The sequence below is a fragment of the Bacillus cereus group sp. BfR-BA-01310 genome (assembly GCF_022664325.1).
Lineage (GTDB): Bacteria > Bacillota > Bacilli > Bacillales > Bacillaceae_G > Bacillus_A > Bacillus_A paramycoides.
In genome coordinates, this window is record NZ_JAKUHD010000008.1 from 173854 (window position 1) to 187945 (window position 14092).

The following is a 14092-nucleotide window of genomic DNA, read 5'->3' on the forward strand; positions in this document are numbered from 1 at the left end:
TGAAAATAAGAAAAGGAGCTCAATTTCAAATGAGCTCCTTTTCTTATTGAATAATATTTTGTACTCTGCCAATCTGTCCGTCCTGCAATCTTACTTTAATGCCGTGCGGATGGGAAGGGGAATTCGTTAAAATATCTTTTACAATTCCTCTTGTTAACTTACCAGTTCGTTGATCTTGTTTTAACACAATATCAACTTCAAGACCTGGCGCGATGTTAGATCGTTTTTGCCCGTTCATTTACACACCTGTACGTCTACGTTGGTTGTTTGTTTTCTTCGTTTGTTGGTTTTGTAATTTTTTCGTTGCTTGGCTTTGATTTGTATTATTTGAACCATTTCCATTTCCTTGCTTTTTCTTTGCAAGTTGTTCGCGCATTAAATCAGCTAAGCTTACTTTTTTGTTTTCTGACATGATAAGTCTCCTTTATATAAAGTTAATTATGAACAATAGTAGTGAATTTCATCATATCATTGTTAAGGAAGGAAGGGAAGTTGGTTTGAAAATTCATATAATTCTTTCCAGCATTCATTCGTTACGATACAATTGAAATGTTAATGTTTGTAAAAAGGGGATGAGAATATGTCACATCATATTTTATTAGTTGAAGATGATGTCTCAATTCAAGAGATGGTTGAAACATATTTAGTAAAAGAAGGTTTTCAAGTTACAATCGCATCTGATGGAGAAGAAGGAGTTACCGCATTTTTAAAAGGTTCATTTGATTTGATCATTCTCGATATTATGATGCCGAAGTTAGATGGCTTAGAGGTTGTGCGAATCATTCGAGAGAAAAGTGCCGTTCCGATTTTAATGATGTCAGCGAAGGATACAGATGTTGATAAGGCAGTTGGTTTAGGTCTTGGAGCGGATGATTACATTTGTAAACCGTTTTCTATGATTGAACTAGCAGCGCGTGTAAAAGCTGCTATTCGAAGATCTACAAAGTATTCAGCTGTGGAATCAAAAGATGAGACCATTCAGATTGGTGATTTAATAATTGACCCAATTAATTTTACTGTGGAGAAAAAGGGAAGACAGCTTAAACTTACTTTAAAAGAATTTGAGATTTTAAAACTGTTTGTAAAGAACCAAAATCGTGTATTTACGAAAGCGCAAATCTATTCACTAATTTGGAATGAAGAATATTATGGTGATGACAACGTTATTAATGTCCATATGAGAAGATTGCGCGAGAAAATTGAAACGGATCCATCTAACCCAGCGTATGTAAAAACATTGTGGGGCATCGGTTATAAGCTGGAAGGGATGTAGTATGGTTACTTTTTTAACGGCCGTTATTTTTATATTGCTAATAATAATTTATGTACAATATAAAATTCGAAAAAATAATAGTAGAAATTTACGTTATACATATGAAAAATTAGAGGATATTGTAAAAGAGAAAACTGGTGAGAAGCTATTAGTTATGACAGATGATAAGGAACTGCAAAAACTATTAGTTACTATTAATCATTTGTTAGATGCGAAACAGAAAACGAATGCAGATCATGCGAAAGTAGAAATTTCGATGAGAAAAATGCTTTCGAACATCTCACATGATTTAAAAACGCCGCTTACCGTCATTCTTGGATATACAGAAATGTTAAATGTAGATAAAACGATTAATGAGGAAGAACGGCAATTATTATTACAAAAGGTACATGTGAAAACATTAGAAGTAATGGAACTGATTCATAAGTTTTTCGATTTAGCAAAATTGGAATCTGGTGATAAAGCAATTGAAATAACGAAGATAAACATGAATGAAATATGCAGGGAAAAGATTTTATCGTTTTATGATTTAGTAACCTCGAAAGGATTCGAGGTTCATATTGATATACCAGAGAGAAATATATATGCATTTGGAAATGCAGAAGTGATTGGAAGGGTGTTAAACAATTTAATATCAAATGCGATTGCCTATGGATATGATGGGAAGGCGCTCGGTATGGTATTAAGAGAGGATGAAACGAGTGTGTATATAGACGTATGGGATAAAGGGAAAGGAATTGATGAATCTCATATTGATAAAGTATTTGAGCGTATGTACACACTTGAAGATTCAAGAAATAGATTGTACCAAGGGAGCGGTTTAGGGTTAACGATTACGAAAAGGCTTGTGGAAGCGATGGACGGAGAAATACATCTTTCTAGTAAGCCGTATGAAAAAACAATTTTTACAGTTGTATTAAAAAAGATGCTGTTTTAGCTTGTAGAGAAGTAGATTCTACAAGCTTTTTTTCAGCGTAAGGAATTTGTAAGGAACGGGTAAGAAAAAAGAGATTTCCGTTGTCTATTATAGAGGTATAAGGTAGTGCGAAAGGAGACAGTGACATGACATATATATTAAAAACGAATCAGTTAACGAAAGTGTTTAAAGGGAAAGAAGTTGTTTCTAGCGTTAACATGCATGTGAAAAAAGGAGAAATTTACGGTTTTTTAGGACCGAATGGTGCGGGTAAAACAACGATTATGAAAATGATTACAAACTTAATAAAGCCGACGAGCGGTGATATTGAAATTTTCGGTGAGAAGTTAACAGATACATCTTATGAATTGTTAAAGCGTATGGGAACGATTATTGAATATCCGATTTTTTATGATAAATTAACGGCGAAGGAGAATCTGGATTTACATTGTGAATACATGGGTTATTACGATAAGAACGCAATTGATCATGCTTTGAATCTTGTTAAGTTGCATGGCATCGATAATAAAAAAGTAAAAGATTTTTCATTAGGGATGAAACAAAGACTGGGTATTGCAAGAGCAATCATGACAAAACCAGAGCTTCTTATTTTAGATGAACCGATTAACGGCTTAGATCCAATTGGTATTAAAGAATTACGAGATTTATTTAAAATGCTTTGTAAGGAATATGGCATTACTTTATTAGTTTCTAGTCATATTTTAGGTGAAATGGAACAAATGGCGGATACAATTGGTGTTATTCAAAATGGAAAACTAATAAAAGAAGTTTCAATGAAGAGTATTAACGGAAAACAAACAGAGTACATTGAAATTACTATTCCTGATGTGAAACGTGCAGCTTATATTTTAGAAGATAAACTTGGTATAAAAAATTACAAAATAATGAGTGGAAATATGATTCGTGTTTATGAAGTGGCGGTGACGCAGCAAGCAATTTCAAAAGCACTTATTATGAACGATGTGGAAATTGAAAGTATAAATAAGAAACATAGCTCTTTAGAAGAGTATTTCTTAAATGTCATGGATGGAGAAGGAATTCATGCTTAGTGGATTGTTGCTGAATCTAGTAAGTGGATTGATTGTAATACTCATAAGTGGAATTTTATATTATAGAAAACCAGAACGAAAGTGGATTCTAATTTTACTAGTAATAGGAATAGTAAGCGTAATTACAGCTGGAATTAGAATATTATTAGCATAGAGACAATTATGTCAGTAATGGAGGCGTGGTTTATATGTTTAGATTAGTGAAGCTCGAATGGAAGAAACATCACTTATCTAGTTATTTTAAAGGGGTAGCTATTTGTATTATAGCAATTTTTGCTGCGGTAAGTCTTATGGCATGGGGATCTAAAGTAGAGGATGATTTGATGTTCTCTACCTATATGGAGTACATGTCTTTAGCAAACATTTTTATTAGGGCAACATTCATTATTTTTAGTTCGGTCATTTTATCACGTTTAGTAATTGATGAATACAAGAATAAAACAATGCAATTATTGTTTATGTACCCACTGCAAAGAAAAATGGTAATGAGAGCGAAATTAGCAATTGTTTTTAGTTTTTGCTTTGTGAGCACGGTTATCGCTACTTTCATTATTAGTTTGCTCATATTCTGTGTGAATCCAATGATGGGACTACTTGAAACACCTGTTACGATAGGTGAAATAATAGCTACCGTTCCAGCTACATTTATAAGTGCATTTATGATATCTGGTATAAGTTTAATTCCTTTATTTTTTGGGATGAGAAAGAAATCGACACCCACAACGATTACTTCTGCAGTAATAATCGGGATGATAATTAACAGTAACGTTAGTACAGGCAACACTCAAACGAGTTTATATGATTTTATAGTTATACCTATTGCTCTCTGTTTATTAGGGATTTTTATTAGTTATCTTTCGTATCGTAAAGTCGATCAGGTCGATGTGGCGTGAAGCAAGCTTAAAACAATAACGAACTGGGGTAGGAAGAGTGAAAAAAATAATAGTAATTGCAATTTATATCAATTAAATTTTAAGTGGTTTACATGGAAGGAGGACCATAATGCTACGTCTTATGAAGCTAGAACTGAAGAAGTTTAAGCTTGGATGGTATGTGAAGGGAGCAATTATTGCAAATATCACCATACTGGCACTATTAATCTTGGCTGGTTTCGTTGCTCAAATAGAAGGAGATCCAGAAATAAGGGATCCGCAAGCGATTTTGTCGATGGCTAGTGTGTCAGTAAGAGGAACATTTATTATTTTTGGTGGTGTACTAATAGCCAAGTTAATAATTGATGAATATAAAAATAAAACAATACTACTCATGTTTTCTTATCCTATTAACCGGAAGAAAATGATGATTAGTAAGTTGGCCATTACAGCAACATTAACATTTATAACAGTTATTTTATCTAACATTTTAGTAGTAGGAATTTTCTTTGGGATAGATAGTTATTTTTCAATTCTTCCTAATCCATTTACAGTAGATCAATTGATTCAAGAAGGGGTAAACCTTGTCCCTTTAGCAATTGCAACTGCGGGAATAAGTTTAATCCCTCTATATTTCGGAATGCGTAAACATTCGGTGCCAACTACAATTGTTTCATCTATTATCGTTGTAATAATCGCAATTAATAACCAGCCAATATTTCCTATAGCGACTTTTCTCCCTCTTCAATTCACATTTGCAGCGATCGGTATGGCGATTGCTTATTATGGAATTAAAAATATTGAGAGGGAAGATGCAACGGTATGACAAGAATAAGTAAAAAAGAGTTGGCGTTACACCAACTCTTTTTTGTATATGTATGCTTCGTTACTACTCTGTAAATTTGTAGTGTTTGCTTAAATATTCTTGAACTTCTGGAGAAATGTTAAAGTTATTAGGACTTTTATATTCGATAGTAAACTCTCCGTCTGCACTTGTTTCAAAGGAGATTGCATAGCTATCCATTTTAGAATCGTAAGAAGTATTTTTGACTTCCGCATTTAGATTGAAGTATTTTGTAATATAACTTTTTGATTCCGCAATTGCTGTTTGTTTTCCCCAAGGAGTACCATAATATGTGAAGTAAAGGGATACACCGATAACTCCAATAATAGAAGTTAGTAAAAGAGTTCCCATAGCTATTTTTTTATTTTTTGTATTCAATTTGGTTGCCCCTCCTCATAATATGTATTCATTTTAACGTGTTTTTTTCATAAAACAACCATTTAGCAAAAAATAGTTTCACATGAAACAAGTTACAGAAAAAGACAAGATGTGTAAACACCTTGTCTTTTTTTGTTGTTACATTTTAGGAGCTTCCATTCCAGCGGCAGCCCACTCTTCTTTTGCAGGACCGTATACACCAGGAACTATTAATCCCGCTTGTCGCATTAAAACAGTCATTTGCCCGCGGTGGTGATTTTGATGATTAATGAGTGTCATTAAAAATATAGAATTCGGCATAGGGCGACCAAAGAAGTCATTAATAGTAGATAAGTCTTTATCTGTCCATTCACTTTGAAGTGCTTCAACAAAAGCTGCATTCACTTTGCGATACCCATCTGCAATTGTTTTTGCTGAAGTTGGAACAGGATAATCTTTCGTTTCGCCTTCAAACTTTAATCCTGTCCCTGATAGCATAACAGGAATTGTAGTAACGATATGCCAAGCAACTCGTCCTAAAGTCCAGTGTCCAGGCGCAATTTCCTGTGATAAAGATTCATCCGTTAATGCATCGTACATTTTCTGAGTAGACTCAGCCTCGTATTTCCATGATTGTAAAAAGCCTTCAATTGTTTGGTACATGTTATCCCCCCTATTTTCGTTCATAGATTAAATTCGTGAGAGATAATATAATCCCTGTTTAATAAAGAACACTTAATTAAGTATTGCTACAATATAGAAATAACTAGGAAATATTTGTGGAAGTGTCAGGAAACTGACGAGTTCATTCGTATACTTAGTGAGTAGAGAATGGAATAAAGGGTGGTGATAAGGATGAAAGAAATAGAGATAGTAGAGGGATTACGAAAAAGAGACATGTTAGCATTGCTTGCAACGACTTCCTTTAGTGCAACAATAATTACAACTCTTGCAGCTGGAAGTGCCATTAGTTTGCAATTATTTGGTTTGGTAGCTGTTGCAACATTATCAACAGCTACTCCAGGAGCGCTGTTAGCGATTATAAGACTAAGCTAAATACTAATAACTCTCTTACTCTTTTAAGATTAGGTGAGTTTATACATATAATAAGAAGTTAATGAGATAAAGCATAGCTATACAAAAGTCAGAATATTATGATTGTAACGTTGTTATGACTATAATATAATGAAAACAACCATCATGAATGAACATTCATTTATTTTCGCAAATATTGGAAGGGGGAATGAGAGTGGAAAAACCTTGGTTGAAAAATTATCCAGAGGAAATTCCAAGTACGATTTCTTATGATATTCAGCCGCTTCATGGATATGTAGAACAGATGGCTTCTCGTTATCCAGAAAAGAAAGCGCTTCACTTTTTAGGGAAAGATATTACATTTTCAGATTTCCATGATAAGGTGAAGAGATTTGCAAATTATCTTCAAACGCTAGGTGTGGAAAAAGGGGATCGAGTTGCCATTATGTTGCCGAACTGTCCGCAATCTGTAATTGGTTATTATGGTACATTACTTGCGGGAGGAATTGTCGTACAAACAAATCCACTCTATACAGAAAGAGAGCTGGAGTATCAGCTTCGTGACTCGGGAGCAAAAGTAATTCTTTGCCTGGATTTAGTATTTCCGAAAGTGACGAATGTTCAAAATACGACAAAGCTTGAACATATTATCGTAACCCGTATTGCAGATTTTTTACCTTTCCCTAAAAATTTATTGTATCCATTTGTGCAGAAGAAACAGTCGAATTTAGTTGTGAAAGTATCAGAAAGTGAAACGATTCATCTTTGGGATTCAGTAGAAAGAGAAGTAAATACGGATGTTGAAGTACCGTGTGATCCTGCAAATGATCTAGCCCTTTTGCAGTATACAGGGGGAACGACAGGATTTCCAAAGGGGGTTATGTTGACGCATAAAAACCTCGTTTCGAACACTTTAATGGGAGCGCATTGGTTATATAATTGTAAAGAAGGGGAAGAAGTAATCCTTGGTGTCCTTCCGTTTTTTCATGTGTACGGGATGACAGCTGTAATGAATTTAAGTATTATGCAAGGATATAAGATGGTGCTTATTCCGAAGTTTGATATGAAAATGGTTTTTGAAGCAATTAAAAAACATAAAGTCACACTATTTCCAGGAGCACCAACCATTTATATTGCTTTATTAAATAGTCCACTTCTAAAAGAATACGATATTTCTTCTATTCAGGCTTGTATTAGTGGCTCTGCACCGCTTCCGGTAGAAGTGCAGGAAGAGTTTGAGAGAGTTACAGGTGGCAAATTAGTAGAAGGTTATGGATTAACGGAATCATCACCAGTTACACATGGGAATTTTTTGTGGGAAAAACGCGTGCCGGGAAGTATTGGGGTGCCGTGGCCAGACACAGAGGCAATCATTATGTCACTTGAAACAGGAGAGGCATTACCTCCGGGTGAAATTGGTGAAATTGTTGTAAAGGGCCCACAAATTATGAAAGGGTATTGGAATAAGCCTGAGGAAACAGCGGCTGTATTGCAAGATGGCTGGCTTCATACAGGTGATGTAGGATACATGGATGAGAATGGCTTTTTCTATGTGAAAGATCGTAAGAAGGATATGATTGTTGCTAGCGGTTTTAATGTATATCCTCGTGAAGTAGAAGAGGTTTTATATGAATACGAAAAGGTGCAAGAAGTGGTAACAATCGGTGTTCCTGATCCGTATCGAGGGGAAACTGTAAAAGCGTTTGTTGTTTTAAAGGAAGGCGTCGAATGTTCTGAAGAAGAATTAGATCAGTTTGCACGTAAATATTTAGCAGCTTACAAAGTCCCGAAAGTATATGAGTTTAGAAGTGAGTTGCCGAAGACGACAGTTGGAAAAATTTTACGACGTGTCCTAATAGATGAAGAGAAGAGAAAGAATGAGGATGAACAAACGGGCTAAGGCCCTTTCTTTTTGAAAAAATAGGATTGACACTTTTCTAAATAGTCAGTATTATAAGAATATGAATGACTATTCATTCAGTCATCTTCTTGAAGGGGACAGTAAAGTGAAGAAAAATAGACCGAAATACAATCAAATTATTGATGCAGCAGTCATTGTGATTGCGGAGAATGGATACCATCAAGCGCAAGTTTCTAAAATTGCAAAGCAAGCTGGGGTAGCTGATGGCACGATTTATTTATATTTTAAAAATAAAGAAGATATATTAATATCCTTATTCCAAGAGAAGATGGGAGAATTTGTTGAAACAATTCGTCAAAAAATAGCAGGAATTGAAAGCGCTGTAGCGAAGTTATTTATGTTGGTAGAAACGCACTTCTTGCTGTTGTCGCAAAATGATCCTCTTGCTATCGTTACACAATTAGAGCTAAGACAGTCCAATCAAGACTTGCGCCTCAAGATAAATGAAGTATTAAAAGGCTACTTACAAGTTATGGATGAGATTTTAGAGACAGGTATAAAGCAAGGTGAATTTCAGGCGGATTTAAATGTTCGCGTGGCAAGACAAATGATCTTTGGAACAGTAGATGAAGTTGTGACCAATTGGGTAATGAGCGATCATAAGTATGATCTGGTCGCACTTTCAAAAACGGTACATGGGCTACTTATTGCAGCTTGTGGTTATCGTCAATAATGGGAGGGATCATGTTGAAATTCCTATCTGTAAGAGTTGAAGATCATATCGCCGTGGCGACGTTAAACCATGCGCCAGCTAATGCGATGTCTTCACAAGTTATGCATGACGTTACTGAATTAATCGATCAAGTGGAAAAGGATGATAACATTCGTGTTGTTGTTCTGCATGGCGAAGGGCGCTTCTTCTCAGCGGGAGCAGATATTAAAGAATTTACATCTGTTACTGAAGCGAAGCAAGCGACAGAATTAGCACAGCTTGGGCAAGTTACGTTTGAGCGTGTTGAAAAATGTTCAAAACCAGTTATTGCGGCAATTCATGGAGCGGCACTTGGCGGCGGCCTTGAATTTGCTATGTCTTGCCACATGCGCTTTGTAACTGAAAGTGCAAAGCTTGGTTTACCTGAGTTAACACTTGGATTAATTCCTGGTTTTGCAGGTACACAGCGCTTACCGCGTTATGTTGGTAAAGCGAAAGCTTGTGAAATGATGTTAACAAGTACACCAATTACTGGTGCAGAGGCATTGAAATGGGGACTTGTTAACGGGGTACTTTCTGAAGAATCACTTTTAGAAGATACGCTTAAAATTGCAAAGCAGATTGCTGGAAAAAGTCCGGCAACAATTCGTGCTGTGCTAGAGTTATTACAAACAACAAAATCGTCTCATTATTATGAAGGTGTACAGCGTGAATCACAGATTTTTGGTGAAGTATTTACGGGTGAAGATGGAAAAGAAGGCGTAGCAGCATTTTTAGAAAAACGTAAGCCTTCATTTAGTGGTAGGTAGTCCAAATATTTTTTTAATATAAATTAACAGAATTTTAAAATTGATAGAATCTTTCTGAAAAATAAGGGGGTAAATGGAATGAACATCTACGTACTCATGAAACGAACATTTGATACAGAAGAAAAAATCGTAATTAAAAACGGTGCAATTTACGATGGCGAAGCGGAATTCATCATCAACCCTTACGATGAATATGCGATTGAAGAAGCAATTCAAGTAAGAGATGCACAAGGTGGAGAAGTTACTGTTGTAACAGTTGGTGGCCAGGATAGTGAAAAAGAACTTCGCACAGCATTAGCGATGGGTTGCGATAAAGCGGTATTAATTAACATTGAAGATGATGTTGAGAATGGTGACCAGTTCACAACGGCAAAAGTGCTTGCTGAATATTTGAAAGATAAAGAAGTAGATTTAATTTTAGGTGGAAACGTTGCGATTGACGGTGCATCTGGACAAGTTGGTCCACGTGTAGCTGAAGCGTTAAATATTCCATATGTAACGACAATTACAAAGCTTGAAATTGATGGTACAAATGTGAAAATCGAGCGTGATGTTGAAGGGGATACAGAAGTAATTGAAACATCATTACCGGTTTTAGTAACAGCGCAACAAGGTTTAAATGAACCGCGTTATCCATCGCTTCCAGGTATTATGAAAGCGAAGAAGAAGCCACTAGAAGAATTAGAATTAGATGATTTAGATTTAGAAGAAGATGATGTGGAAGCAAAAACAAAAACAATTGAAATCTATTTGCCTCCTAAGAAAGATGCAGGAAAAGTGTTACAAGGCGAGCTGCAAGATCAAGTAAAAGAACTTGTATCGTTGCTCCATACAGAAGCGAAAGTAATCTAATAAAATACGAAATTATATATGCAGGAGGGAAAATCTATGGCTCGTAAAGTATTAGTAATGGGTGAAGTTCGTGACGGATCGCTACGTAACGTTTCGTTTGAAGCGGTAGCAGCAGCAAAAACAATTGCAGAAGGCGGTGAAGTGGTAGGTCTTCTAGTTGGAGACAGCGTTACCTCTTTTGCAAATGAATTGATTCATTACGGTGCAGATCGCGTTGTGACAGTTGAAAATGATAAATTAAAATCATATACATCTGATGGCTATGCACAAGCGTTTTTAGCTGTATATGCTGAAGAAAAACCAGAAGGAATTGTATTTGGACATACAGCACTTGGTAAAGATTTATCACCAAAATTAGCTGCGAAGCTTGAAGCTGGTCTAGTTTCTGACGTAACTGCTTTAGAGGTTGAAGGTGGAAATGTTATCTTCACTCGTCCAATTTACTCTGGTAAAGCGTTTGAGAAGAAGATTGTAACAGAGGGTATCTTATTTGCGACAGTGCGTCCAAATAACATTGCAACTCTTGAAAAAGATGAGTCTCGCAGCGGTGACGTGTCTTCTATTACAGTAGATGTGAAAGATTTACGTACAATTATTCAAGATGTTGTCCGTAAAACAGCAGAAGGTGTAGACCTTTCTGAAGCAAAAGTTATTATCGCTGGTGGACGTGGTGTGAAGAGTGAAGAAGGATTTAAACCATTAAAAGAGTTAGCTGACGTATTAGGCGGCGCTGTTGGAGCATCTCGTGGTGCTTGTGACGCTGAGTATTGTGATTACTCATTACAAATTGGTCAAACTGGTAAAGTTGTTACGCCAGACCTATACATTGCATGCGGTATTTCTGGTGCGATTCAGCATTTAGCTGGTATGTCTAACTCAAAAATAATTGTTGCGATTAATAAAGATCCAGAAGCTAGTATCTTCAAAGTAGCTGACTACGGTATTGTCGGTGATCTATTTGAAGTAGTACCTCTTTTAACAGAAGAGTTTAAAAAGTTAAAAGTACATTCATGATTTGAGTACCCTTGAGTTCCAAGTGAAGTACCCCTATATATAGAAAAAGGTGAGAGATCCCCTGTCTCTCATCTTTTTAGTATTTAATCCGTATTTTTATATAGTATAAAGGAACATTTTTTTGTTACAATACATAACGATACATAATATTCGCCACGTATATAAGTTAATGATATACTCTTGGTAGAATATACTTGAAGGAGGAAATAAAATGGCAATTGTAAATGCAAATGACCAAAGCTTCGCAGCTGAAACTAGCGAAGGTGTTGTATTATTAGATTTCTGGGCGCCTTGGTGCGGACCTTGTAAAATGATCGCTCCTGTATTAGAGGAAATCGATGCAGAGTTAGGCGAGAAAGTAAAGGTAGTAAAAGTTGACGTTGATGAAAACCAAGAAACTGCTCGTCAATTCGAAGTAATGAGCATTCCAGCTCTTTTCGTGTTAAAAGATGGTAAAGTGGTTGATCAAGCGTTAGGTTACAAACCGAAAGAAGCGTTAGTAGAATTAGTTTCTAAACACTTCTAATAAAAAAAGCTGCCATGAGGCAGCTTTTTTTATTTTATAATATTTTCTTTTTCTGTCGCTTTCCGTTACAATAAAAGAACGTATGTTGGGTGTTTTAGCATAGTATGTTTTCGTATGAAAATAAAAATGATAAGCATGTAGAAATGGAGGGAGACGAGTGCACGAGCATTTAAAAGAGAAGTTAGCAATTTTGCCCGATCAACCTGGTTGTTATTTAATGAAGGATAAACAGGGAACGGTTATATACGTCGGAAAAGCAAAGGTACTCAAAAATCGTGTACGCTCGTACTTTACTGGTTCGCATGATGGGAAAACACTTAGGCTTGTAGGAGAAATTGTAGATTTTGAATATATTGTAACCTCCTCAAATTTGGAGGCTCTTATTTTAGAGTTAAATTTAATTAAAAAGTATGATCCAAAATATAATATTCAATTAAAAGATGATAAAACATATCCTTTTATTAAAATTACAGCTGAAAAGCAGCCGCGTTTACTCATTACGCGAAATGTAAAAAAGGACAAAGGAAAGTACTTTGGTCCTTATCCGAACGCCCAGTCAGCTCATGAAACGAAAAAGTTATTAGATCGTATGTATCCGCTTCGTAAATGTACCAATATGCCGGATAAAGTTTGTCTCTATTATCATATGGGACAATGTTTAGCACCTTGTGTAAAAGAAGTAACGGAAGAACAAAATAAAGAAATTGTAGATGAAATTATTAAGTTTTTAAATGGTGGACATAAAGAAGTTCGTTCAGAATTAGAAGCAAAAATGTATGAGGCTTCAGAGAAGTTAGAATTTGAACGGGCAAAAGAGTTGCGAGATCAAATTGCTCATATTGATGCAATTATGGAAAAACAAAAGATGATTATGAGTGATTTAGTGGATCGTGACGTGTTTGGATATGCAGTTGATAAAGGGTGGATGTGTGTTCAAGTTTTCTTCGTTCGAAAAGGAAAGCTAATTGAACGTGATGTTTCTATGTTTCCAATCTATGATGAACCAGAAGAGGGATTTTTAACGTTTATCGGTCAATTTTATGAAAACAGTAGTCATTTTAAGCCGAAGGAAATTGTCGTTCCAGGAAGTATAGATTCAGAATTAGTAGAGCGCTTTTTAGAAGTTGAAGCGACACAGCCGAAGCGTGGGAAGAAAAAAGATCTTGTGGAATTAGCAAATAAAAACGCGAGAATTGCACTAGAAGAGAAATTTTACTTAATTGAACGCGATGAAGAGCGGACGATTAAAGCTGTTGACAATTTAGGGAAGCAGCTCGGTATTGAAACGCCATATCGTATTGAAGCGTTTGATAACTCGAATATTCAAGGGACAAATCCTGTTTCAGCAATGATTGCTTTTATCGATGGGAAACCAGCGAAGAAAGAATATCGGAAATATAAAATTAAAACAGTCCAAGGGCCAGATGATTACGAGTCTATGAGGGAAGTTGTGAGGCGCCGTTATACGAGGGCATTAAAGGAAAATTTACCCTTGCCAGATTTAATAATTATCGATGGGGGAAAAGGGCATCTCGCGGCTACAAGTGATGTTCTTGAAAACGAGCTTGGATTATATATTCCAATGGCAGGGCTTGTCAAAGATGAAAAACATAAAACATCACATTTAATTATTGGGGATCCACCTGAGCCCGTTATGCTTGCGAGGAATAGCCAAGAATTTTATTTATTGCAGCGCATTCAAGATGAGGTGCATCGATTTGCAATTACATTCCATCGTCAATTACACGGGAAATCTGTTATTCAATCCGCGTTGGATGAAATTCCGGGAATCGGTGATAAACGGAAAAAGGTATTGTTAAAACATTTTGGTTCATTAAAAAAGATGAAAGAAGCTTCCATATCGGAATTTGTCGAAGCAGGTATGCCGAAAAATGTAGCGGAGACGATTTATACTTATTTAACAGATAAGAAGACGTTGTAGTTTACAATG

General features: G+C 35.8%; 17 protein-coding genes and 1 pseudogene. 14 read left to right on the forward strand and 4 right to left on the reverse strand.

Features of this window, described 5'->3' with window-relative positions; all coding sequences use genetic code 11:
- Positions 1 to 43: 43 nt before the first annotated feature.
- Together MR109_RS17745 and MR109_RS17750 are read right to left on the reverse strand one after the other, a co-directional pair.
- Positions 44 to 238 carry a YwbE family protein gene (locus tag MR109_RS17745; protein ID WP_178938844.1) on the reverse strand — a complete coding sequence of 65 codons (195 nt, stop codon included), beginning with the start codon at positions 236 to 238 and terminating at the stop codon, positions 44 to 46.
- Positions 239 to 412 carry a hypothetical protein gene (locus MR109_RS17750; RefSeq protein ID WP_001293584.1) on the reverse strand — a complete coding sequence of 58 codons (174 nt, stop codon included), beginning with the start codon at positions 410 to 412 and terminating at the stop codon, positions 239 to 241.
- Positions 413 to 580: 168 nt separating this feature from the next.
- Here MR109_RS17750 and MR109_RS17755 point away from each other — a divergent pair, with 168 nt between their 5' ends.
- From MR109_RS17755 to MR109_RS17780, 6 genes are all read left to right on the forward strand, one after another.
- Entirely contained in the window at positions 581 to 1273 is a 693-nt protein-coding gene (locus tag MR109_RS17755) for a response regulator transcription factor (protein WP_025147537.1), read from the forward strand.
- A gap of 1 nt (position 1274) precedes the next feature.
- Positions 1275 to 2210 carry a HAMP domain-containing histidine kinase gene (locus MR109_RS17760; RefSeq protein ID WP_242273335.1) on the forward strand — a complete coding sequence of 312 codons (936 nt, stop codon included), beginning with the start codon at positions 1275 to 1277 and terminating at the stop codon, positions 2208 to 2210.
- Positions 2211 to 2335: 125 nt separating this feature from the next.
- The gene (locus tag MR109_RS17765) at positions 2336 to 3259 is read left to right on the forward strand and encodes an ABC transporter ATP-binding protein (protein ID WP_242273339.1); all 924 of its coding nucleotides are present in this window, start codon (positions 2336 to 2338) and stop codon (positions 3257 to 3259) included.
- Positions 3252 to 3413 carry a hypothetical protein gene (locus tag MR109_RS17770; RefSeq protein ID WP_205206294.1) on the forward strand — a complete coding sequence of 54 codons (162 nt, stop codon included), beginning with the start codon at positions 3252 to 3254 and terminating at the stop codon, positions 3411 to 3413. Before MR109_RS17765 ends, MR109_RS17770 begins: the two co-directional genes overlap by 8 nt.
- A gap of 34 nt (positions 3414 to 3447) precedes the next feature.
- The gene (locus MR109_RS17775; protein WP_242273342.1) at positions 3448 to 4152 is read left to right on the forward strand and encodes an ABC transporter permease; all 705 of its coding nucleotides are present in this window, start codon (positions 3448 to 3450) and stop codon (positions 4150 to 4152) included.
- Positions 4153 to 4261: 109 nt separating this feature from the next.
- Positions 4262 to 4957 carry an ABC transporter permease gene (locus MR109_RS17780; RefSeq protein WP_242273344.1) on the forward strand — a complete coding sequence of 232 codons (696 nt, stop codon included), beginning with the start codon at positions 4262 to 4264 and terminating at the stop codon, positions 4955 to 4957.
- Positions 4958 to 5020: 63 nt separating this feature from the next.
- Here the strand turns inward: MR109_RS17780 and MR109_RS17785 are convergent, their stop codons facing one another.
- Together MR109_RS17785 and MR109_RS17790 are read right to left on the reverse strand one after the other, a co-directional pair.
- Positions 5021 to 5353, reverse strand: a complete 333-nt coding sequence (locus tag MR109_RS17785) for a YfjL-like protein (RefSeq protein WP_242273347.1) — start codon at positions 5351 to 5353, stop codon at positions 5021 to 5023.
- A 138-nt stretch (positions 5354 to 5491) separates the two neighbouring features.
- A complete protein-coding gene (locus MR109_RS17790) occupies positions 5492 to 5995 on the reverse strand; it encodes a DinB family protein (RefSeq protein WP_242273349.1) in 504 nt (167 codons plus the stop codon).
- A 246-nt stretch (positions 5996 to 6241) separates the two neighbouring features.
- Here MR109_RS17790 and MR109_RS17795 point away from each other — a divergent pair.
- The 8 genes and pseudogenes from MR109_RS17795 to uvrC form a co-directional block, all read left to right on the forward strand.
- Positions 6242 to 6388: pseudogene (locus MR109_RS17795) on the forward strand (BclA C-terminal domain-containing protein); the annotation flags it as partial.
- 193 nt (positions 6389 to 6581) lie between these two features.
- Positions 6582 to 8267 (forward strand): long-chain-fatty-acid--CoA ligase, encoded by a 1686-nt coding sequence (locus MR109_RS17800; RefSeq protein WP_242273352.1) that lies wholly within the window; start codon positions 6582 to 6584, stop codon positions 8265 to 8267.
- A 106-nt stretch (positions 8268 to 8373) separates the two neighbouring features.
- Positions 8374 to 8961 (forward strand): TetR/AcrR family transcriptional regulator, encoded by a 588-nt coding sequence (locus tag MR109_RS17805; RefSeq protein ID WP_012261773.1) that lies wholly within the window; start codon positions 8374 to 8376, stop codon positions 8959 to 8961.
- 11 nt (positions 8962 to 8972) lie between these two features.
- A complete protein-coding gene (locus tag MR109_RS17810; RefSeq protein WP_002173667.1) occupies positions 8973 to 9749 on the forward strand; it encodes an enoyl-CoA hydratase in 777 nt (258 codons plus the stop codon).
- 78 nt (positions 9750 to 9827) lie between these two features.
- The gene (gene etfB / locus MR109_RS17815) at positions 9828 to 10601 is read left to right on the forward strand and encodes an electron transfer flavoprotein subunit beta (protein ID WP_071718503.1); all 774 of its coding nucleotides are present in this window, start codon (positions 9828 to 9830) and stop codon (positions 10599 to 10601) included.
- 36 nt (positions 10602 to 10637) lie between these two features.
- Positions 10638 to 11615, forward strand: coding sequence for an electron transfer flavoprotein subunit alpha (gene etfA / locus MR109_RS17820; RefSeq protein WP_071718504.1), 978 nt, complete (start codon positions 10638 to 10640; stop codon positions 11613 to 11615).
- Positions 11616 to 11826: 211 nt separating this feature from the next.
- Entirely contained in the window at positions 11827 to 12141 is a 315-nt protein-coding gene (gene trxA / locus MR109_RS17825) for a thioredoxin (protein ID WP_001018943.1), read from the forward strand.
- Between the two features lie 157 nt (positions 12142 to 12298).
- Positions 12299 to 14083 (forward strand): excinuclease ABC subunit C, encoded by a 1785-nt coding sequence (gene uvrC, locus MR109_RS17830; protein ID WP_071718505.1) that lies wholly within the window; start codon positions 12299 to 12301, stop codon positions 14081 to 14083.
- The last annotated feature ends 9 nt before the right edge of the window (positions 14084 to 14092 follow it).